Origin of the sequence: Anabaena sp. UHCC 0399 (genome assembly GCF_034931465.1) — a bacterium.
GTDB classification, from domain to species: domain Bacteria; phylum Cyanobacteriota; class Cyanobacteriia; order Cyanobacteriales; family Nostocaceae; genus Trichormus; species Trichormus minutissimus.
The window spans coordinates 24355-46860 of sequence record NZ_JAYGGZ010000045.1; the positions used below are offsets into that span (position 1 = coordinate 24355).

Annotated in this window: 20 protein-coding genes and 1 tRNA gene; 11 read left to right on the forward strand and 10 right to left on the reverse strand. The window is 42.6% G+C overall.

The window, feature by feature from the left end; translation table 11 throughout:
- Positions 1-3: 3 nt before the first annotated feature.
- A complete protein-coding gene (locus VB693_RS21545) occupies positions 4-732 on the forward strand; it encodes a DevA family ABC transporter ATP-binding protein (protein ID WP_323268048.1) in 729 nt (242 codons plus the stop codon).
- 28 nt (positions 733-760) lie between these two features.
- Here VB693_RS21545 and VB693_RS21550 read toward each other — a convergent pair whose 3' ends face one another.
- Together VB693_RS21550 and psbQ are read right to left on the reverse strand one after the other, a co-directional pair.
- Positions 761-1849: an FAD-dependent oxidoreductase gene (locus VB693_RS21550; RefSeq protein ID WP_323268049.1), complete on the reverse strand. Its 1089-nt coding sequence runs from the start codon at positions 1847-1849 to the stop codon at positions 761-763.
- A 91-nt stretch (positions 1850-1940) separates the two neighbouring features.
- Positions 1941-2408 carry a photosystem II protein PsbQ gene (gene psbQ / locus VB693_RS21555; protein ID WP_323268071.1) on the reverse strand — a complete coding sequence of 156 codons (468 nt, stop codon included), beginning with the start codon at positions 2406-2408 and terminating at the stop codon, positions 1941-1943.
- A 318-nt stretch (positions 2409-2726) separates the two neighbouring features.
- Here psbQ and VB693_RS21560 point away from each other — a divergent pair, with 318 nt between their 5' ends.
- Positions 2727-3155 carry a hypothetical protein gene (locus VB693_RS21560; RefSeq protein WP_190699250.1) on the forward strand — a complete coding sequence of 143 codons (429 nt, stop codon included), beginning with the start codon at positions 2727-2729 and terminating at the stop codon, positions 3153-3155.
- Positions 3156-3203: 48 nt separating this feature from the next.
- Here the strand turns inward: VB693_RS21560 and VB693_RS21565 are convergent, their stop codons facing one another.
- Complete coding sequence (locus VB693_RS21565; RefSeq protein WP_323268072.1) at positions 3204-3608, reverse strand: thiol-disulfide oxidoreductase DCC family protein; 405 nt, start codon at positions 3606-3608, stop codon at positions 3204-3206.
- A gap of 193 nt (positions 3609-3801) precedes the next feature.
- Between VB693_RS21565 and VB693_RS21570 the strand changes: the two genes are divergently transcribed.
- The 3 genes from VB693_RS21570 (at position 3802) to VB693_RS21580 (ending at position 6572) form a co-directional block, all read left to right on the forward strand.
- Positions 3802-4716 (forward strand): helix-turn-helix domain-containing protein, encoded by a 915-nt coding sequence (locus VB693_RS21570; RefSeq protein ID WP_416233411.1) that lies wholly within the window; start codon positions 3802-3804, stop codon positions 4714-4716.
- Positions 4717-5003: 287 nt separating this feature from the next.
- Entirely contained in the window at positions 5004-5570 is a 567-nt protein-coding gene (dps, locus tag VB693_RS21575) for a DNA starvation/stationary phase protection protein Dps (RefSeq protein ID WP_323268050.1), read from the forward strand.
- Between the two features lie 285 nt (positions 5571-5855).
- A complete protein-coding gene (locus tag VB693_RS21580; protein ID WP_323268051.1) occupies positions 5856-6572 on the forward strand; it encodes a pirin family protein in 717 nt (238 codons plus the stop codon).
- Between the two features lie 183 nt (positions 6573-6755).
- Here the strand turns inward: VB693_RS21580 and VB693_RS21585 are convergent, their stop codons facing one another.
- The 4 genes from VB693_RS21585 to tig form a co-directional block, all read right to left on the reverse strand.
- Positions 6756-7664, reverse strand: a complete 909-nt coding sequence (locus tag VB693_RS21585; RefSeq protein WP_323268052.1) for an alpha/beta hydrolase — start codon at positions 7662-7664, stop codon at positions 6756-6758.
- Positions 7665-7728: 64 nt separating this feature from the next.
- Complete coding sequence (clpX, locus tag VB693_RS21590; RefSeq protein WP_323268053.1) at positions 7729-9069, reverse strand: ATP-dependent protease ATP-binding subunit ClpX; 1341 nt, start codon at positions 9067-9069, stop codon at positions 7729-7731.
- Positions 9070-9078: 9 nt separating this feature from the next.
- Positions 9079-9780, reverse strand: coding sequence for an ATP-dependent Clp endopeptidase proteolytic subunit ClpP (gene clpP, locus VB693_RS21595; protein WP_190699237.1), 702 nt, complete (start codon positions 9778-9780; stop codon positions 9079-9081).
- A 368-nt stretch (positions 9781-10148) separates the two neighbouring features.
- Positions 10149-11564: a trigger factor gene (gene tig, locus VB693_RS21600; protein ID WP_323268054.1), complete on the reverse strand. Its 1416-nt coding sequence runs from the start codon at positions 11562-11564 to the stop codon at positions 10149-10151.
- Positions 11565-12032: 468 nt separating this feature from the next.
- On the opposite strand from tig, the gene VB693_RS21605 reads away from it, so the two are divergent.
- The 5 genes from VB693_RS21605 (at position 12033) to VB693_RS21625 (ending at position 19364) form a co-directional block, all read left to right on the forward strand.
- Positions 12033-13073 (forward strand): aspartate-semialdehyde dehydrogenase, encoded by a 1041-nt coding sequence (locus VB693_RS21605; protein WP_323268055.1) that lies wholly within the window; start codon positions 12033-12035, stop codon positions 13071-13073.
- Between the two features lie 177 nt (positions 13074-13250).
- Complete coding sequence (dapA, locus tag VB693_RS21610; protein ID WP_190699229.1) at positions 13251-14135, forward strand: 4-hydroxy-tetrahydrodipicolinate synthase; 885 nt, start codon at positions 13251-13253, stop codon at positions 14133-14135.
- A gap of 285 nt (positions 14136-14420) precedes the next feature.
- A complete protein-coding gene (locus tag VB693_RS21615; protein WP_323268056.1) occupies positions 14421-16190 on the forward strand; it encodes a ribonuclease J in 1770 nt (589 codons plus the stop codon).
- Between the two features lie 345 nt (positions 16191-16535).
- Complete coding sequence (locus tag VB693_RS21620) at positions 16536-17495, forward strand: YegS/Rv2252/BmrU family lipid kinase (RefSeq protein ID WP_323268057.1); 960 nt, start codon at positions 16536-16538, stop codon at positions 17493-17495.
- Positions 17496-17801: 306 nt separating this feature from the next.
- Positions 17802-19364 (forward strand): metallophosphoesterase, encoded by a 1563-nt coding sequence (locus VB693_RS21625; protein ID WP_323268058.1) that lies wholly within the window; start codon positions 17802-17804, stop codon positions 19362-19364.
- 117 nt (positions 19365-19481) lie between these two features.
- Here the strand turns inward: VB693_RS21625 and VB693_RS21630 are convergent, their stop codons facing one another.
- From VB693_RS21630 to VB693_RS21640, 3 genes are all read right to left on the reverse strand, one after another.
- Positions 19482-20489 (reverse strand): transposase, encoded by a 1008-nt coding sequence (locus tag VB693_RS21630; RefSeq protein WP_323268059.1) that lies wholly within the window; start codon positions 20487-20489, stop codon positions 19482-19484.
- Between the two features lie 18 nt (positions 20490-20507).
- Positions 20508-21365: a hypothetical protein gene (locus tag VB693_RS21635; protein ID WP_323268060.1), complete on the reverse strand. Its 858-nt coding sequence runs from the start codon at positions 21363-21365 to the stop codon at positions 20508-20510.
- A 113-nt stretch (positions 21366-21478) separates the two neighbouring features.
- Positions 21479-22138, reverse strand: coding sequence for an Npun_F0813 family protein (locus VB693_RS21640; RefSeq protein WP_323268061.1), 660 nt, complete (start codon positions 22136-22138; stop codon positions 21479-21481).
- Positions 22139-22430: 292 nt separating this feature from the next.
- Between VB693_RS21640 and VB693_RS21645 the strand changes: the two genes are divergently transcribed.
- Positions 22431-22504 (forward strand) — tRNA-Arg (locus VB693_RS21645).
- Positions 22505-22506: the final 2 nt, after the last annotated feature.

The following is a 22506-nucleotide window of genomic DNA, read 5'->3' on the forward strand; positions in this document are numbered from 1 at the left end:
AAAATGTACACTGTGAATTCTGAGTCTGTGATTGCTATTGAAAGCTTAGATCATTACTTTGGTAGTGGTCAACTCCAAAAGCAGGTTTTATTTAATATCAACCTGGAAATTAATGCCGGGGAAATTGTGATTATGACAGGGCCTTCAGGTTCTGGGAAAACTACGTTGTTGACTTTGGTAGGTGGTTTGCGTTCTGCCCAGTCGGGTAGCTTGCGAATATTAGGTAAAGAACTTTGTGACGCTAGTAGTAAACAGTTAACTCAAGCGCGACGCAATAACGGTTATATTTTCCAAGCGCATAACCTGCATGGTAGCTTGACTGCAATTCAAAATGTCCGTATGGGTTTGGAAGTGCAAGCGAAAATTTCACCTCAAGAAATGCTGAAGCGATCGCAACATATCTTAGAAGAAGTGGGATTAGGAGAGAGACTACATTACTACCCAGATAACTTATCAGGCGGACAAAAACAACGGGTGGCGATCGCTCGTGCTTTAGTCAGTCAGCCTAAAATTGTCTTAGCTGATGAACCAACAGCAGCCCTTGATAAACAATCTGGTCGCGATGTCGTGGAACTAATGCAGAAACTAGCCAAAGAGCAAAGCTGTACCATTTTACTAGTTACCCACGACAACCGCATTTTAGATATCGCCGACCGTATTATTTACATGGAAGATGGTCATCTGGTTAGAAATGGAGTCACTGTAGGGGAGAAGGTGACAGGGGACAGGTGACAGGGGACAGGGGGAGCATCGTTACGAATTACGAATTACAAATTATTTGTTCTCGAATTATGCTCGCTGTAGCTGGTGCAAGCAAAACCCCATTACGATAATGTCCAGTCGCTAACAGAACATTACTAAACCCAGGCAATTCACCAATAACTGGTGCTGGACGACCTTCGGGACGGGGACGTAAACCTGACCAAGTGCGGATGATTTTGGCTGTAGCTAACTCTGGACAAAAGGCGATCGCTTTTTGTTTTAGTGACTCCAATAATTCTTGATTGGCTGAAATCTCATCACTATCTACAGGAAACTCTACTGTTGCACCTATCCAGTAGTCGCCGCCACCAATCGGGACAATATGCACATCACTACCGTTGATGGCTGGTTGAAAGTCAGATTTGCCTAACGGATGCCCTAGGGATACTTGCAAAGCTTGCCCCAGTACAGGACGAATATCTATTTTTTGATTTAACTGTGCTGTCAATGCAGTAGAACCCAACCCAGCCGAGATAATTATCCAATCGGCAGTGAAATTACCTGCTGTCGTTTCCACAGAGGTACATTTGCTATTCTCTGGACTGGATATACCTAAAACATTGACACCAAACTGAAAATTTACGCCTTTTTGCTGGGCTGCCTCAACTAAAGCCAAAGTCAACACCGTGGGGTCGAGTTGGCGGTCTTGGGGAGAGTAGACAGCACCAGTAACTTGGGGGTGATTAACTTGCGGACAAATATCTTTGAGTTTAGCCTTATCCCAAATTTCCAACTTCCAGCCTTGGGAGTGACGCACTTCTGCTAACTTTTCCCAGCCTTCTAAGTTTTCGTTTTCTAGACAAAGGTTGAGAATACCTTGACGGTTAAAAGGGATGGTACGCCCTGTTAATGCTTCCAGTTCAGGAATTAAAGTTTCATAACGTTGGATGCTCGTTTGTCGCAGTTGCCAAGCTTTACCCTTGATTTTATGGCTAATTATCCCCACTAAAACACCCAGTGCTGCACCTGTAGAAGCTTGTGCTGGGGGCTGTTTGTCAAATACTGTAATTTTGATTCCTGGAACTTGACTGAGTTCATAGGCGATCGCTGCCCCAACTACGCCACAACCGATAATCGCTACATCCATGATTTTTGCTTATGAGAGAGGGAATAGGGAATGGGTCATTGAGAACTGAGAAAAAATTCTCCCTTGTCTCCCCTGTCCCCTATCCCCTATCCTAGCTAGCCTCTGATTCGCTGCTGGTTTCAGGCAGCAGTTGAATGAATTTATCAATATCTGCAAAAGCAGCTTGATAATTACTTAAGGCCAGTTGAGTATTACCAGCACTAGCCGCCTGATCGATTTTAACCAAGTGACTGAGCAAATCTTTGTTAATTTGCCGGGCTGCGGATTGTTCTTTAGGGAGTAGGTTGGGTGTGATATAAGTTATGCTCAACCTAGCTTCTGTAATAGGGCCGTGGATAAAATTACCCACATTGATCCAGTCACCTTTTTGAATCAGGGTTTTCAGTTCACCTGCGCGATCGCGCACAGCTTTAATCTCAGGTGAGTGTACCTGAATTTTCTCAAGTTGAGCAGTTGTGTAAGTTGGAGGTGCAACTGTAGCAGTAGGACTGCCGCAACTAACTAGAAATGTTGCTACCAGTACGATAAGTAATGAAATAATTGAGCGTTGACGCGCCATACACTGAAATTGGTTGGTTTCTTTATGCTGATTCACAGTGTAATTCTATATCGCTGAGGTAATTTATCGTTCCTACTAGCAAATGATTTTGAAGAAAATTTTGCATATGTCTGTTGACATTCTTCCACAAAAAGCTCATTATAAACTATTTTGGTAAAAATTTTAAGTACAATTACTTAATTAAAGGCTAAAGACTAGAAGCTAGAGGCTAAAGACTGGATAATTGACTTAATCCCCATTACCCCTTATCCCCAGAGGGGGCCCCGAGTTCCCCACTCCCCACCTTTAATTCAGTCCACATCAAGGAGTGTTTTTTTCGTGAATGCAGCTGAACAGGCAACTAACCTTGAACTCGCCAGCAAGATTGCTACAGCAGTTAACTTGTTCAAATTCGAGTTTCCTGATGCCAAATCAGATTTAAACCCCTGGAAAAATGACCCAGACACCAGAGAATTAGTTGATCCAGATTCTATAGATATAGGTTTTCATTTTCCAGGTGTTAGTAAATCTTGGCGCAGTCGCAGTGTCTTAATTCAAATCCGCTTTCACCAAGACCCCATCACGAAATCACGACGAGCAATTGGCTTAGAGGTAGCAGGGTTTGACCATCGTGGTGAGGTGTGGCGACTTTCTACAGTAGAAACTTGGAGTTTTGTCGGGGAGTCTATCCCTTCTATAGAGGTTACAGAGAGACTGAAACAAGTTTGCCGCCAGATTTTAGAAGTGTTTAATAAACCAAGTGATTAGGAATTAGCAATTGGGAATTGGATTTTCTCCCTCTGCCTCCCCTGTCCCCTAACTTCTGCAATTATCATCAAAACAATAAGCTGATTGATACGTACTAGTCCGGTTACCAAACAGGGTATAACGATTGTCGCGGATTTGTTCGTAGAAGCGATCGCCTGCCCATTTTGCCCCCGGTAAAGCTCGATATGCGTCTACAAAAATGCTACCAAGGGGCAACAATCGGCCAATTTCTTCGGCTGCATTACTACCCTGCCAACGTCTATCAGGCATATTGGCATCAATTAACATCATCCCTTGTTGACAATCTTCAGATGTGATAAGCCATTGAGCAAGGGTTTGCTCATCCTGCATGGGGATATAACGAAATATTTTGCCTTGGTCTAGAGTTTCTAGTAACTGCACTAAAGTCACGCAGAGATTACAGTTGCCATCGTAAATAAAATAGTAATTCATCATTAATAACCCATCTTTTTGGTAACAATATTACGCAAAATATCTTAATATATATTAAAGCAGTAAATTTCCAGTCGATTAAGTATTATTTTATTGATAAATTCCCATAAATACTTGATTTAACAAAGTATCATCAAGCTGATTGAGAGATTGAATAAATTTTACACTGAAACCTAAAAACTTGTGGGTGAGAATGATGCCGGAAGAGAAAATCCTGAGTGTTGATCTAGCTCAAGAAGATTCCTATGGGGAAATTCTACCGCGATCGCCCCTGATTTCTAGTTACCATGCTCAATGGGAAGGGTTACGTTTTGATGTTCATCAACAGCCTATCCATGAAACTCCTGAACATATTATTCAACAACACGTTATTAGTATTAGCTTAAGGCCGCAAGTTATCCAAGCAGAGCGAATATTTAACGGACATTTTCAACAAGAGAATATAGTCAACGGAGACGTAGCAATTATTCCTGCTCATATCAATCACATATCACGCTGGCAATCGGCAGCAGAGTTTATCATCATTAGCCTAGAACCAGCTTTTTTGAGACGAATTGCTATAGAAATAGGTGATTGGCAAGAATTTGAAATCAAACCACGCTTTGCAGCACCAGATCCATTAATTCATCACATTGGGTTAGCACTCAAATCAGAACTAGAATCTCAGAGTAATGGTAGCCGTGTTTATATTGAATCTCTGACCAATACACTTTGTGTTCACCTGCTCAAACATTATTGTGCAGCTAATAAAACAAGTCTTCATTACTCTAGGGATAAAGGTCTTTCTGGCTGGAAACTCAGACAAGCAATTGCCTACATTAATGATAACCTCAACCAAGATTTAACTTTGGCAGAGATTGCGGCGGTAGTAGATATGAGTATGTACCATTTTTCGCGGCTGTTCAAACAATCAACAGGCTTTGCACCACATCAGTATGTGATGAATTGCCGAATTGAGCGATCAAAAAAACTCTTGGCTCAAAGCAATCAATCTATAGAAAAAATCTGCCAACAAGTTGGCTTTCAAAGCCAAAGTCACTTCACCAATGTCTTTCGTAGGTTAATAGGTATTACACCCAGAACATACAGAGAACAAGTGAAAATTTAAGGGGACTGGGGAGAAAAGTCCTACCTTTTAGGCACGGAGAGTCTCAATGATTGTAAAATGATACCATTCGCGATCGCTTGTTTAGTGGTACATTTAGTTTCATAAATAACCATCAAAGCTAAATTTATGGCTAAAATGACCGTTACATAGCACATTCAGCTATTTTAGCCATCCATCATTGGCATCCTTCCTGTCATAATCGCTATCTATCGCCAGGAAGTTTCGCACAACACGCTATTCGCAATAGTATCTATAGAGTGAATTCTGACAAGCCATTAGGTAGAACAATGAGTGAAAATACTCTATCAACACGTCTGTACCCCACCCGTATAGACATTCCGGCTGAAGTGCGAGTGCAAATCGTCGCTATCCTCAACCAAACTTTAGCAGCTACTTTGGACTTGAAAACTCAAAGCAAACAAGCTCACTGGAATGTCAAAGGGACTGATTTCTATCAATTACACGAATTGTTTGATGAACTAGCAGGCGAATTGGAAGAGTTTGTTGATATGGTGGCAGAAAGAGTCACAGCTTTAGGTGGATATGCTGTTGGTACAGCTCGTTCAGCTGCTCAAAATTCTATTTTGCCAGAATATCCTTTTGATATTTTGGATGGTCAAGAACACGTAGCAGCCTTAGCAGACCGCTTTGCACCTTATGCCAAGCATATCCGAGGAGCGATCGCTAAAACTGATGATTTAGGCGATGCTGATACTGCTGACCTATACACTGAAATTTCCCGCACCATTGACAAGCGGCTGTGGTTCTTAGAGGCGCATCTACAAGCATCAGCAGTTAAGGAAGGGAATGGTGTATCTGGCGTGAAAACTCAACAAAAAGCTGCGCTGAGATAAATATTTTTGGGGAATTTTTGCTGTTGTAGAGATGTTGCAATTCAACATCTCTATAGGCGTTGTTATTTCGGCAAATTATCGGAATCGTATTGAATAGTATCCTTTTGGTAAGTACGCCACTTTTCAGTGCGTACTTTTCATTTTGTATGGATGTATCTTACTATTTAGATAGTTCAAATTCAGACAAAAAACTTTAGTAATTTAAAAGATAAAAGTTAGATAAATTTCCCATAAAAATAAAATTTTTTCATTGCCTAGTCTCTAATTTAAAAGTGAGGTAAATTCATGTCTCCAAATACAATTAACTATCTAGTTCATGGTCGCAGCGATCGCGGTCATAGTCAAACTGGTTGGCTTGATAGTTCCCATACATTTTCCTTCAGCAGTTTCTATGATCCCAATCGGATGGGATTCCGTACCTTACGAGTGATTAATGATGACCGCATTGCACCGGGTGCGGGATTTCCTACCCACGGTCATCGTGACATGGAAATTCTCACCTATGTGCTATCAGGTGCAGTAGAGCATAAAGATAGTTTGGGTACAGGTTCAGTCATTCGTCCTGGCGATGTGCAAATAATGAGTGCTGGTACTGGTATTCAGCATAGTGAATTTAATCACTCCCAAACTGAGCCACTACACCTGCTGCAAATCTGGATTTTACCTGATCAGCAAGGACTCTCACCTAGATATGAGCAAAAAGCTTTTTCCGCAGAAGAAAAACGCGGTCAACTCCGCTTAGTTGCGGCTAAAGATGGACGTGATGGTGCTGTAACTATTCACCAAAATGTGGATATCTACTCGTCTGTTTTAGAACCTGGTGATGTGGTCAATTATCACGTCAAACCAAATCGTTATGTTTGGTTACAAATTGCTCAAGGTGTCGCCACTTTGCATGGGGAAGAATTGAGAGCCGGGGATGGCGTACAAATTAATGGCGAAGAACAGTTAGAGATTGGTACTAACATTAGTACAGAATTGTTACTGTTCGATTTAGCTTGAAATCGATGTAATAATACGCAGATCAATGAAGTACAGCATCTAAAAGTGATTAGATAATGACAGTAACTGTAATCTATTTTCTGCGCCTTCCCTGTGGGACGCTCCGCGAATGCGCCTCCCCAAGTTTCGAGCCTAGGCTTCCTCGGCTCGAACTTCTCTGTGGGTAAACTTTCCACCCACCATTCAGCACCGCACTGGAACTTGTAAAAACTCCCGCACGCGCCGCAGGTAAGTCCCTGCATCCTCCAACATCGGAAAATGCGCGGTATTAGGAATCATGAAAAACTCTACCTTTTCATTTAATGCTGCTGCTTGTCGCCCCATTTGAGCCGGAATAATTTTGTCATACTCCCCGGAAATTAGTAGAGTCGGCACTTGTAACTTAGCAAACTCATGCGGCATTAATTCCGCCTGTGCCTTGCTTACCGAAGTAAAAATAGTACCTAAAGCAGTATCATAATCAGCGTCGAGAAAATCTTGTAAAAAAGCCTGACGCTCATATTTTGGGATTGGACGATGCAAAAACCTCGCCATAAACATCCTGTCAACAAATGGTATTTTTCCTAACCAATTGGGACGGAATTTAACTACATAACCCCCAAATTTATGGAAGGATGTAAAGGCTTTTTCGTCATACTCAAAAATCCCACTACAAGTTAAAATGCCTTTTTCGACTCGTTGGGGATAAAGATTAAAAAACAAGGCCGCAACAGAAGCACCCATTGAATGAGCATTAATATAAACACGCTGGAGGTGCAATTCATCTAATAAAACTGCCAAATCTTCAGCATATTCTTCTAACTCATAACTTAGCTCTTGAATTGCCTGAAATTTTTCTTGGCTTGACTGTGATTCAGCAACAGACTCACTGGCTTGGACAACCGTTGGTTTACCCTGAGAACGCCCAAATCCACGCATATCATAGAGTAGACAATCAAACTGGTCTACTAAAGCATTCGCTGTACTTTTCCAGTACCTAGCAGAACCAGCCCAACCATGAATGAATACCATCACAGGCTTTGCCAAATTATCAGATGGCTGTTTCACCCACTCGTAATAATGCTCAACGCCACGAACATTTACATAAGGCATTTTTCAAGAGTCCATAGTCAAAATAATTCGTAATACTCTCAAAGCGAGTATTACGAATTAGTAATTATGCTGATTCTGGTTTGGGTAATGAAGATGGATGTACTATGAGTTCAGCTGTTGAACGCTTCTCAACCATTTCTCGTGTGACAGTGCAGCGAGTTACATCTTTACGGGATGGTAACTCGTACATCACATCTAGCATGAGTTCCTCTACAATACCGCGTAAAGCTCTCGCACCAGTTTTTCGCCGATAGGCTTCTTGCGCGATCGCTCTTAAGGCATCTTGTTTAAAATCTAGTTGGACGTTATCCATCTTCAGCAGTTTTTGGTACTGCTTGACTAAGGCACTGCGTGGTTGGGTGAGAATTGCCATTAAAGCTTCTTCATCTAGGGGATCTACCACCGCTACCATTGGTACTCGTCCGATAAATTCGGGAATCATGCCAAATTTGACTAAATCATCTGGTTCGAGATGACGAAGTACATCTGCTGCCCGCTTTTCTTTTGTTTGCACCTCTCCGGGTTGCACAAAGCCTATGGCCTTTTTGCCGCCTCTTTGCTCTACAACCTTTTCTAAGCCTACGAAAGCTCCGCCACAAACAAATAGAATATTACTGGTATCGATTTGGATACAGTCTTGATAAGGGTGCTTGCGTCCGCCTTGGGGTGGAACATTGGCAATTGTGCCTTCCAACATCTTGAGTAAGGCTTGCTGCACACCTTCGCCGGAAACGTCGCGGGTAATCGAGGGGTTTTCACTCTTACGAGCGATTTTATCGATTTCGTCGATGTAGATAATGCCTCGCTGCGCTTCTTCAACATCCAAATCAGCCACTTGCAGTAGTCGTAGTAGGATATTTTCGACATCTTCCCCTACATACCCTGCTTCTGTCAGAGTGGTGGCATCAGCAACTGCAAAGGGGACATCTAAAATTTTGGCGAGGCTTTGGGCTAAGAGAGTTTTGCCACAACCAGTCGGGCCAATTAAGAGAATATTGGATTTTTGCAGTTCTACAGCATCATCAGCACCATTTTTGCCACTGCCTTTAGCTTGTAATATCGCCAGCCGCTTGTAGTGATTGTAAACGGCAACTGATAAAACTTTCTTGGCTTCATCCTGACCTATGACGTGTTCGTCTAGGTATTTTTTTATCTCTGTAGGTTTGGGTATTTGGCTCAAGGAGAGACTGGACGAACGGGTGCGACGTTTTTGAGGTGGTTCTGATTTTGGTGCTGGTTGCGCCGCCGCCCCATTAGTATCTAGTAACTCTTCATCTAGTATTTCATTACACAAGTCAACGCATTCATCGCAGATGTAGACTCCCGGGCCTGCGATCAACTTACGCACCTGCTCTTGAGACTTGCCACAAAACGAACATTTTAAATGGGAGTCGTACTTAGACATACCAGCCTCTTATTTGACAATGGTGACATTTTCCCCTGCGGTGGGAAGATTTTGTCTGGAGATGACTTGATCGATCAAACCGTAGTTTTTTGCTTCTTCTGCCGACATAAAGAAGTCGCGGTCAGTGTCTGTTTCAATTCTTTCTAAGGGTTGACCAGTGTGTTGAGCCAATAACTGATTCAACATACCCTTAATATAAAGAATTTCTCTGGCTTGGATTTCTATGTCAATTGCTTGACCTTGTGCGCCACCTAGGGGTTGGTGAATCATGATGCGGGAATCAGGTAGAGACATACGTTTACCCTGAGTTCCGGCTGTTAGCAAGAATGCCCCCATGCTTGCGGCTAATCCAAAACATATGGTAACAACATCGGGACGGATCTGCTGAATTGTATCATAGATTGCCATGCCTGCGTAGACAGCACCGCCAGGAGAGTTAATGTAAAGTTGTATGTCTTTTTCTGAATCTTCAGCATCTAAGAACAACAACTGGGCAACAATTGTGTTAGCTACGGCATCATCGATGGGTGTTCCCAGAAATATAATTCGCTCTCGCAGTAGACGGGAGTAGATGTCAAAAGCCCTTTCTCCCATGCCCGATTGTTCCACGACCATAGGCACAATATTGCTAATACCATGCAAATTGGAGTAAATTCCTCCGATTTGACTTAAACTGCTGATTGGGTAGTTTGCCGACTGCGATACAAGCATAGGAGAACTTTTAAAGATAGGTTGATTACAGATATTGTGCTAGCGATCGCTGCTAGATATGAAATAGAGTAAATTTTGATTTTACCTATGTGTATTATGCCTCATCTATATTCTTCTCGTGTAGCAGGGTATCAGGCAAGTAAGATCACAAATCTTGTTATTTATTGGGAATGGGGCATAGGGCAGAGAAAAATAGGTCTATTTACTCAATTCCTCATTTAGCATTTATAACCCAGTCTTTGTCGGTTGTGCGAAGGGTTGTCACCCCTGACAAGTCGAGGTTTTTCATTAATAAATGAGTGATGTGTGTAAAACCAAGCCACAAATCATCATTTTCCTAACTCTTATACCCCTACACCCCTACACCCCTACACTCCTGATTCTGTTGTAGATTCTGATGTTTCTGCCTCAGTCTCAGGTTCAGTTGTTTCTGTAGCTTCCTCTGCGTTGGACAATGAACCTTCCGGTACAAGTTCCACTGTAGAATGGTCTAACAGCCAATCCATAATTTTTTCGGTTAACATTTCGTTTTCTACTACAGAGCGCAGTCTGTCTTCGTCAATCTCTTCTTCTGCATACTGCTCTAATAGTTCTGTAACTCTGGCTTCGATTTCTTCGGGAGTTAGTGAAATTGACTCGCGTTTAGAGACTTCTTGTAAAGCTACAGACCGCTTGAGGCGTTCGATGGCTTCATCGCGCGATCGCTCCCGTAACTGCGGAATGATATCTTCGGTAAATAACTTCCTCACATCTAAACCCTGCTGCGACAGCTTAATTGCTGTTTGTGTCAGCATTGTGTCGATTTCTTGGTCGATCAGGGTTTCGGGTAAATCGACTTCTACGTGCTTAACTAATTCGTTTACCAGGGCTTCTTGCTTATTTGCTTTGGTTTTTTCCTCTGCTTCTTTTTGATATCGCTCATCTAAAGACGCACGCAAGGCTTCTAAGGTGTCGAAGTCGCTGACTTCTTGGGCGAAGTCATCATCTAGTTGTGGGAGTTCTTTTTCTTTGAGTTCTTTGAGTGTGATCGTAAAAATTGCTGGTTTCCCGGCTAATTCTTGGTTGACATAGGGGTCTGGGAATTGCGCCGACACTTCTCTGGTTTCTCCAGGATTCATCCCCATCATGCCAGAAACAAAACCAGGAATAAATTTATCTTCTTCTAACTCTACTTGAAAATCACTAGCTTCGCCGCCAGGAATTGGTTCTGGTTCGACTTCTGGGTCTGCATCTTCAGGTTTGGCGATGACACCTTGAAAATCTACTACAGCTACATCACCCATTTGGGCTGCACGGCCTTCTACGGGAATTAATGTGGCCATTTGCTGACGTTCTTTTTCTAGAACCTCGTCTACCCGATTGGAGTCATGCTTAATTTCTTCAGCTTTAGCTTCCAGCCCTGTGTACTGCGCTATGTTAACTTCTGGTTTGACATCAACTGCCGCCGTAAAGATCAGGGGTTTTCCTGGTTCGTAGTTATTGATTAAATCATCAAAAGAAGAGCGCAAACGGGGTTGACCAATTGCTTCGATGGATTCTTGTTTTACCGCTTTTTCAATCCCATCTTGGATTAATTCTTCCAGTGCGGCAGCTTTTATGCGAGTATTGCCCAATTGCTGTAACAATATGTGCCTAGGTACTTTGCCTTTACGAAACCCAGGAATATTGATGGTTTTGGCTAAGTTTCTTATAACCTGTTCGTAAGTTTGCTGAGTGCTTTCTGGTGTAATCTCTATTTCCAGCCCAATTTGGCTAGCGGGAAGTTTTTCCTGGGTAACTTTCATGCTTCGTCTCTAAATTTTCTGGTGTTTGTGACTCCAAGTACACACAAGATGCGATTTACCGCTTCTGGATTTGATGTCTCTTGGGTAGAATGGGAGGTATCTACAAGGCATATTTCCTGCCTTTCAGTAGAGATCCAGTGTACTGCCAATGGCAAAAGACTGGACACTTTACCGCTATAACTTTACTGGAGGAAATTACCCACAGACTTTGTTTAAGCTACTATAGATTTTCTGCTTTAGAGCAGGTCATTGTACAATGTACTTAATTTTTTGATTTTAGTGGGAAATTTCAGCCAGAAATACAGTAAACTTTACTATTAACTTATGTCATGTAATTGAAACAATATTTTTATCTGTCAAAAATATTCAGTGAGATAAAAAAATAATTTAACCTCTGTTACTGCTATTTAATCCTCGATCTTACCAAAAGATAGATTATCCATAACCTCTTAGAAGGAGGAAATCAGTTTGTCAAAGTTGTATCGTGTAGCTATTTTGGGAGCAACTGGTGCTGTAGGCACAGAATTGCTGGAATTGCTGGCAAGCCGGAATTTTCCAGTAGCGGATTTAAAATTATTGGCATCAGCTAGAAGTGTGGGGCGATCGCTCCCGTTTAAAGGCGAAAATATCCCAGTAGAGCTAGTAAGCGATCGCGCTTTGGAAAATGTTGATATAGTCCTAGCTAGTGCTGGTGGTTCGACATCCAAAGCTTGGGCAAAAGTCGCAGTGGAAAAAGGCGCAGTTGTCATCGATAACTCTAGTGCTTTCCGTATGCACCCGGAAGTTCCCCTAGTAGTCCCAGAAGTCAACCCCCAAGCCGCCGCCAACCACAAAGGGATTATTGCAAACCCTAACTGCACCACGATTTTGATGACCTTGGCAGTTTGGCCTTTACATCAAATCAAACCCGTGCAGCGTATCATCGCCGCTACCTATCAATCTGCTAGCGGTGCAGGCGCGAAAGCAATGGAAGAAGTCAAAATCCAAAGTAGTGCCATTCTCCAAGGAGAATCACCAGTTGCGGAAGTTTTACCCTACCCATTAGCATTTAACTTATTTCCCCATAACTCCCCTATGACAGATTCGGGATATTGTGAGGAAGAAATGAAAATGGTCAACGAAACCCGCAAAATTTTTGACGCACAACAAATTAGAATTTCTGCCACCTGTGTACGGGTTCCCGTATTGCGGGCGCATTCGGAAGCAATTAATCTAGAGTTCGCTGAACCATTTCCCCCAGAAGCAGCCAGGGAAATCTTAAGTCACGCTCCTGGAGTAAAATTAGTAGAAGACTGGGGCAAAAATTATTTTCCCATGCCTATAGAAGCCAGTGGTCGAGATGAAGTGTTAGTCGGGAGAATTCGTCAAGACATTTCTCATCCCTGTGGCTTGGAACTGTGGCTATGTGGCGACCAAATTCGCAAAGGTGCGGCATTGAATGCAGTCCAAATTGCGGAGTTGTTAGTAGAGAAAAACTTACTCCAACCAGCTAAGGCATATGTTTCTTAGGGGTGTAAGGGAGTAGGGGTTTAGGAGAGAAAAACTAGTACCCATTATTCAACACCGCTTAAACGCCGCGCTACGGCTAACAGCACTATAAATCTTGTAAACAACTCATAAATAGGTTATTACAATAAAAACCACCAAGACACAAAAATATAAAAAGGTAGTTAGGAGTAAAAAAGGGTGGGAGATTTTGGTAGAGTTTTAACCGCTATGATTACACCGTTCAAAGCGGACGGTAGTGTAAACTATGCTGTAGCGGCAGAACTAGCAGCGCATTTAGCTGATAACGGTACAGATACATTGGTGGTGTGTGGTACAACTGGGGAATCTCCTACTTTGAGTTGGGATGAAGAATACCAGTTGTTTGTGGAAGTTTTGCAAGCAGTAGCAGGCAAAGCTAAAGTAATCGCTGGCTGTGGATCTAATTCCACCAAAGAAGCGATCGCAGCGACACAAAAAGCAGCTAAAATAGGTGTACATGGTACTTTACAAGTTGTACCTTACTACAACAAACCGCCACAGGCAGGACTGTACCAGCATTTTCAGGCGATCGCCCAAGCGTGTCCCGATTCACCGATATTGTTGTACAATATTCCCGGCCGTACTGGTCAAAATCTCTCTCCAGAGACAGTTGTACAGTTAGCTGAAATTGAGAATATAGTAGGCATTAAAGAAGCTAGTGGCAATCTCGACCAAGCCAGTGAAATCCGCAGGTTGACACCAAGAGAGTTTCGGATTTACGCTGGAGATGATTCGTTAACCCTGCCCTTGTTAGCGATCGGGGCTAAGGGTGTTGTAAGTGTAGCCTCTCATCTGGTAGGCAACCAAATCCAACAGATGATTCAAGCTTTTGATGCAGGTCAAGTGGAAATTGCTAGTAAAATTCATCTACGATGTTTCCCATTGTTTAAAGCATTATTTCTCTCTACAAATCCTATCCCTATTAAACAGGCACTAAAACTTCAAGGTTGGGAGGTTGGCACGACTCGTCTGCCATTATGCGACACTGACCCTAGTGTTAGTGAAAAATTAGCAGTAGTCATGAAAAAACTCGAATTAATGTAATCATAATTATCATTATTGCGGTCTTTGCTAATTATTACTATTTGTCAAAACTGTATATCGATTAAATCGGCATAATTGTGACTAAATTTCTATGGCAACGCCTGTTGAAAAATTTAATAAATATAGAATGAATTATTCAATGTAAATTCCTTTTTATTGAATCAAAAATTACATATTTAATGAAAATTTGGCTGCTGACAAACAGCAGGCTCATTGTTGTCATTCATACAAGATTAATAAGTTTGAATTTATTAACCCTAAAACAACAAACAACCTCAGGAGAAAATGGTTAAAAACGAATCTACCCCTACCCTAAAAATTATTCCATTGGGCGGTTTACATGAAATTGGTAAAAATACCTGCGTTTTTGAATACGATGATGAAATCGTCTTATTAGATGCAGGATTGGCTTTCCCCACCGAGGCGATGCACGGAGTGAATATAGTTCTCCCAGATACTACCTATCTGCGGGAAAATCGCCACAAAATTAAAGGCATGATCGTAACTCATGGTCATGAAGATCATATCGGGGGGATTGCTTTCCACCTCAAACAATTTGACATTCCTGTAATTCATGGGCCAAGACTCGCCATGGCCATGTTAGAGGGGAAATTAGAAGAAGCTGGTGTGCGCGATCGCACAGAATTAAGAACAGTCCTTCCCCGTGATGTGGTAAGAATTGGCAAACACTTCTTTGCAGAATACATCCGCAACACCCACTCCATTGCTGATAGCTTCACCGTCGCTATTCACACTCCCTTGGGTGTCGTGATTCACACCGGGGATTTTAAAATTGACCACACCCCTGTTGATGGTGAGAAATTTGACTTGCAACGCCTGGCAGAACACGGCGAAAAAGGTGTACTTTGTCTGTTAAGCGATTCGACTAACTCCGAAGTACCGGGATTCACCCCTTCGGAAGCGGCGGTTTTTCCTAACCTGGATCGAGTCTTCGGTCAAGCAACTGGTCGATTATTTGTCACTACCTTTGCTTCGAGCGTGCATCGCATCAACATGATTTTGCAACTGGCTAGAAAGCATAATCGTGTGGTGACAGTGGTCGGGCGTTCCATGCTGAATCTAATTGCCCACGCCCGTAATCTGGGTTATATCAAGTGTGAAGATAAACTGTTTCAACCCTTACATACAGTTCGCGGTCTTCCCGATGAAAATGTGCTGATTCTCACTACAGGTTCTCAAGGTGAGACAATGGCAGCCATGACCCGGATTGCTAACAAAGAACACCCCCACATTAAAATTCGTCAGGGAGACACAGTTGTTTTCTCTGCCAACCCCATTCCTGGCAATACCATTGCTGTTGTCAACACCATCGATAAGTTGATGATTCAGGGAGCAAAAGTTGTCTATGGAAGAGATCAAGGTATTCACGTTTCTGGCCACGGTTGTCAGGAAGAACAAAAGCTGATGATTGCCTTAACTCGACCCAAGTTCTTTGTGCCATTCCACGGTGAACATCGGATGCTGGTGAAACACTCCCAAACAGCGCAGAAGATGGGTATACCAGAAGAGAACATGGTGATTATTCAGAATGGGGATGTGATCGAACTAACAGAAGACTCCATTCGTGTAGCAGGGAAAGTACCATCGGGTATCGAATTGGTGGATACTACAAGCTCTGGTATGGTCAGTGCTAAAGTTCTCCAAGAAAGGCAACGCATGGCAGAAGAAGGAATTGTGACTATTGCTGCCGCTATTGATTGGCAAGGTAAATTAATGGCCAAGCCAGAAGTTCACCTACGAGGTGTGGTGACAAGTGTAGACCGATCCCTCGTGCAGAAATGGGTACAACAGCGCATTGAAGAAATTCTCAATGTGCGTTGGTCAGAGTTTGTCACTGGAGATGGCGAGAAACCGGATGTAGACTGGGGTGGATTGCAAGGTACTTTGGAGCGTGAATTGCACCGTTCTATTCGACGGGAATTACAATGTCAGCCTTCTGTAACTTTGTTGATGCAAATCCCAGATGAGCCACCCGTGAAGGTTGCTGACGGTAGAAGACGACGAACTCGGACTGCGGCTCAAGTAGCTTCTTAGAGAGTGCTGAGTGCTGAGTAATGAGTAATGAGTAGTAAGTAGTGAGTAGTGAGTGCTGCGTTGGTAAACAAGTAAAAGCTTACGCAAAGGCGGACACTTGCATGGGTGGGTTTCCCTACCTGTACGCGGAGCGTGTCATAGACAGACGCTCCGCGTACCCTTCGGGGTGAATCCTACGGATACGCTACGCGTTCACGCAGAGAGTATCTGAGGGTCTTGGCACTTTTTTGTGAAGTTTCTGCGGTTGAGTATCTCAAATTACTGCCAAGAGAAAGAAGTCGAAATTTTGTAGAAATGGTAATTTTAGGATCTATGCTTTTAGCAACTAAATAATCTGTCATTTTTATGAGTCGTTCCGCTTGCCTTATTTTTAACCCGGTGGCTGGACAGGGTAATCCAGAGTTGGAATTGGCACAAATTCGGGCAATATTAGAACCGGAAATTACTTTAGATATTTACTTGACAACAGAAGAGATTGGCGGCGATGAGTTAGCAAAGGCGGCAATCCAGCAGGGAGTAGATTTAATTATTGCTTCTGGAGGGGATGGGACTTTATCGGCGGCGGCTTTGGCTGTGGCGGGTACTGATATTCCCTTCGGGATTATTTCACGGGGAACGGCTAACGCTTTTGCCGCAGCTTTAGGAATACCTGATGCTATTGATGTGGCTTGTCGGATAATTTTACAAGGCATCACCCGTGATATAGACATTGCCTATTGTAATGATCTGCCGATGATTCTATTAGCAGGGATTGGTTTCGAGGCAGAAACTGTGGAAATGGCAGACAGGGATGCTAAAAAACGCTTTGGGATGATGGCGTATGTCCTCGCCGGTATTCAACAGCTAAGAGAGTTAGAAATCTTTGATGTCGAGATTGAAACTGAAGACAAAATTATTAAAACTAGTGCTTCGGCGGTAACGGTGGCTAATGCAGCACCCCCAACTTCAGTGTTAGCACAGGGGCCGGCTGGGATTATTTATGATGATGGGTTACTAGATTTGACAATTGTAGCTCCTAATAACAAAGCAGGAGCGATCGCAGCTACCTATCATTTGTTTCAAACCGCCTCTGCTGGAAATGCCGCCGAACGAGATGATATTGGCTATTTACGAGCTAAACAATTTAAAATCACGACTGTTCCGCCACAAAAGGTAGTGGTTGACGGTGAAGTAGCCGGCACAACGCCAATTGAAATTAAATGTGTTCCCGCAGCTTTAAAGGTATTTGTCCCATCAATACCCGAAGAGAAACTACTAGAGAAACTGGAAGGGCTGCCGAATTTGCAGATTGAAATGAAAGAGTGAGGGAGTGGTAAGTGGAAAATGGAGATTAGAGGTTCAAACTTTAGTTTAAAAATGTGAGATTGATCATTATAAACATAAATATTTGAGTTCTGAACTAAAATGTCCTCATTTAGAACCGAAATATTCTCACGCAGAACTAGAGTATTTTCATTTCAAACAGGAATATTCTTATCTAGACATAGAATGTTTTCATTTCAAACAAGAATATTCTCGCTTAGAACTAAGATATTCTTATTTAGAACTAAAACATTCTCGTTCAAACCTCTCTGATTCCCACTCCCCATCACTAAAAAGGAGTAAATTCAATTGAAACTCGTCCACGATCCTCCAATAGCTAAGAAAATCCGGAAGATGCAGCAACGGGTACGTTGGCAAGACTCGTTAATTTTAGAACGGAAGATTGATCAAACTCGTCTATGTCTGGAGGATGGACAAGCTGATGAGAGGGAATTCTCTTTTTTAGTCGTGGGTGATAGTGGTTCTGGTAAACATAAGGGACACAACCCCCAACGAGAGGTAGCAGAATTGATGTTACCCCATCATCAGGAATGTCGTTTTTTGCTACACACAGGAGATGTAATTTATTTGGTAGGGTCGAGTGAATATTATCACCAAAATTTTATTCAACCTTACCGAGAATTACTTGTGGGTGGGGAGCATCCTAAAAAGGTTGCTTACGACGATATGGTGTTTAAGTTACCAGTCCTCCCCGTTCCTGGTAATCATGATTACTATGAGTTACCGCTATTGTTGAGTTTGCTATCGGTGTCAACTTTACCGATGCGATACATATTGCGATCGCGCTTAGATATAGATATTGGTTTGCATGGTTCAGGGGTTGGGAATGCTTACGCTAAGGCTTTTCTCGACTATCTCCAAAGGTTTCGCCTACCAGGAGAATTACCCCACCATTTAGATCAACACTACACCGCTACCACCGACACAGGCCGCGCTCTTGCCTATAAACCAGGATATTTCACCCGCTTACCTAATCGATATTACACTTTTCGCTATGGTGGGATTGATTTTTTTGCCCTTGACTCCAACACATTTAATCAGCCGCAGCCTTTACCAAAAACCAAAAAAGGTGATAGCGATCGCCAAATATTAGCTAGTCGTCAGCAAGATTTAGAACGGGAGAAGATGCAAATTATTGAATCTTCCGCGAAATTAAACGCCGATAACCCTAACGAAGCGGAACAATTAGATGATTTTCACTATAAATTATCCCAAATTGAGGAAATTATTGTTGATATCGACAAGCAGCTAAACACTGATCAAGCACCGCAGACTGACACCGAACAATTAGACTGGCTCAAACAGAGATTAATTGCATCTTGGCATAACTCAGAAGTGCGAGGAAGGGTAATTTACTTTCATCACCCACCGTATGTAACAGAGGCGACAAAATGGCAACAGGCGCAGACTTTGGTAATTCGCAGCCGTCTGCGTGGGGTACTAGATGCAGTGGCTAAAGAAATAGGTGCGCTCAATCAAGGGCGACCTTTGGTAGATTTAGTCTTAAATGGTCATGCCCATTGCTTAGAATACCTAAAAACTCTAGATACTGGACACGCTGATGCTAATATAAACTGGCTCGTTTGTGGCGGTAGTGGTTATAGTTTGCGTCGTCAGCGTACTGAGGGAGCAGATTTAAGTGAAACTTGGGGAAATGAAGAAAGATTAATAGCGCGATCGCATCTTTTTCTTGGTCGTAATGGACAAGGTTCACATAAACGCCGCCCTTATTCTTGTGTGCGAATTGATGTCAAAGGCGATGAGCGACCCCAGTTTATTGTTCGTCCTTTAGTAGCAGAATGGTATCAGCGTCAATGGCATAATTATGAGCTAACACCATTAATTCTTTAATATTTTTTCAGTAAATTCACTTAAGAAAACAGTAAATCTCGGCAACAAGCCCAAGCATATCTGCAAATGATTAATCAAGCCTGTAGAGACGGTGCGATGCAGCGTCTCTACTTTGTTTTACACCAGAGATAAGGAATAGACCTGACCATCAATTAATAGTCTGGTAATACCCTTGGCTTGTAAATGGGTGCGAGCCTTATGCAGCATCTTACTATCAGGGACTTTAATCACGCGATCGCGTTTGGTAGAAAAACGCTTGGCAACTCGGTGATTATCAAACACAGGTAGAGTTCTTTGCTGGTTTTCCAGGCTGGGAATTTGTCCTAAATCACCAAAATCCTTGAGTGGTCTGGTAATTAATTCCGAGGAGCGGTCAATTACCAAATAGCAAGTTTTGGGTAAAGCTGCTACCGATAATGGTAAGACCTGAACGGGTATTTCTCCCATTCTACGTCTGCTTACAAGAGGTCTTGGCTGTTCAAAATACTCTTCGTCCTCCTCGTAATCGTCTTCATCTTCTAAATCGTCTTCTAAATCCTCCTCATCATCCAAATCTTCAGACTCGTCTAATAAATCTTCTCCCAGCATTCTGGCAATAGCAGTTACGTCAGATTTGTCATCCTCTAATAAAGGAATGGGAATACTGGTGATTTCCTGCGGTTGTTCTACTGGAATTTCTAATTGCTTGACGATTGGTTGCTTGGGCTTTGGTTTGACCTCTGCTTCTGTGACAGCGCGTTTCCGTACTCTTCTGACAGGGTGGATTTGCTTGTCTTCCTCTTCTTGGTCTGGTGACGCTACTGGCTGTTCTACCTGCCTTGGTTGCTCAACTTCAGGAGATTTTAAACGTGGTTTCTCCTGACTTTTAGCTGGTACTTCTGGCTCTGGTTGAACAAAAGCAGGTACTTGTTCATAACTGACTTGCGCTCTACCTTCAGGAGTCCTCGCCGCACGTTTTAATGAAACGAGGTATTCGTACTCATCTTCTGGCAAGGTACTTTTTAGCAGGCGGCTAATTGTGGAGTTACTCACGTCATAGCGTTCTGCTAAAGTTGAGGTTGTTTCCGCAGTCTCTCGATATAGTTTGAGAATTTCTTGTTTGTCAGGATTTGTTAATTTTCTCACGGTAGACACCAATGTTTTCTATGCTCGTTTTCTTGTGCGCTCCCGCCTAGTCCGGCTTAATGATGCGTCATATTCTAGGGCTGCGCCCATACCAAATAACACTCCACTAAACACCCAAAACACTTCTAAGATTTCTCCACTTTGATAATTTGGACCCTGGGCGTATTTAAACCACATATCTGCAATGTAGAGCGAAAACGCGGCCGCTGCAATCATTCTCCAGGATTGGGCAACGCGCCCCCCCCAAAAAGCTAATAGCAGAATGGTAGCGATAATTAACAGCAGTACATCGCTAACTATGTAAAACCAGTTCAAAACCACTACTAGCAATTCTTCTGAGTTGGTTGCTTGCTGCATAGAAATCCACCATGCCAACAAACTACCAAAGACTCCAATTGCTAATACAATGAGCCATTGCCATTTTTCTAAATTAATTCGTCTAGCAGCTACTGCTAAAATCATGCCTACGCCTAGGGATATATAACTTAATACAAAAAACACGTCGCCAATAGACGCATCCGGTTCATCTTTTAAAACTATTTCCGTGTACCCAAAAAATATCCCTCCTAGGACATAAGAAATCATACCTATGGCAATGGCTAGCCAGACATTTCGACTACTAACAATCTGTTGACTACGCCAATTCCTTAAGCATAAAATCCCAGCACCCAGATAAGCTAACGCTTCAAAAATATTTGTACCAATTACGTACCACTCGGCACGGGTTTCTACACCATCAGATCCAGGAACTTTGGCACTGAATAATAAAAAGTATAGCAGTGCCAGCACACCCCAGCCAATGCTAGCCAAAACTATTTTCTGGGTAGTAAACAGGGATTTGCTCAGGGGCGGTGAATTTTTGTAAGAACTATTCATAGGATTTAACTAAATGCACTCTGGTAAAATTTTGATCTGCAAGATTTTCTATATGCACAATTGGAAGCGAATAGCAACTATCCATAGTTACTTGTTTTGCAACAAGTTCTATGCTAATGCCACAGTTTACTTAGTGAAGATTGATTTAGCCAGGATATAAATAGCGATCGCTCTCCTTCTGGCATATCCTGTAAGTGATTGGCTACTTGATGGGCAAAATTGGCATTACCAAAATAAGTTTTCCCTAGTTTATGTAGTTCTTGTAAGAAACAAACTACATGATTTTCTTTCCAGGGAGGAAGTTTCGCAGATTCTAGGGGGTTATTAGCTACCAAGTATTTCACAGCCTCAATAGAACTAGTCTCAGGAAACTGCTGCTGTTTCAGGACTTCCGCAATATCTTTTTCAAATAATGAAGCTTGCTTTGTCCCCAAGAAGTCTTCAATATCCATGTGAACGGCTTGCAACAGCAAAATACTAGCCTGGATAAAAGTGCCGTTTTTGCTATGTCCGCCAGTATCATTATCTATTTGGTCTAAGCGTACCTTACCCCAAACGCTAAAGCGTTCCGGTTCTTCCAACAAGACGCAAGCCTTACCCCGATGATCGGTTAATTCTCTCCACAAAGTTCTTGCTTCTTCTTCTTGTCCAGCTTTGAACACACTAATCAAGCGAAAAGTCTGCCCCTGGTAATGGAGAATCGGCACTTGCTGATCCTTTTTTGGGTGCTGAATGCTTGATATTTCAACATCCTGCCGTTTCAAAATAAACATGGCACTAGCAAATAACTCCTTACAGGGGCTTTGTAGATATGCGATTTATAATCTGATTTGGCAACATCGCCAATAGTGCGATTACTTACGTGGTGTAGGTGATCGCCATCAACACGCAAATAACTTCTAGCTAATTAATAGCCGCTTCGTTGCGTTTTTAGTCTAAATTGACTAACTTGCGCCTAGAATCTTAGCCCTACCAGCCGTAAATCTGCAATTTTTTAATTGCTTATTAGTAGAGGTAACGATATAATCGTCTATATGGCTCTCAAAAAAGCCTGAGTATTCACTTGGGCGCGTAACTCAGTTGGATAGAGTATCCGCCTTCTAAGCGGACTGTCGCAGGTTCGAGCCCTGCCGCGCCTGTT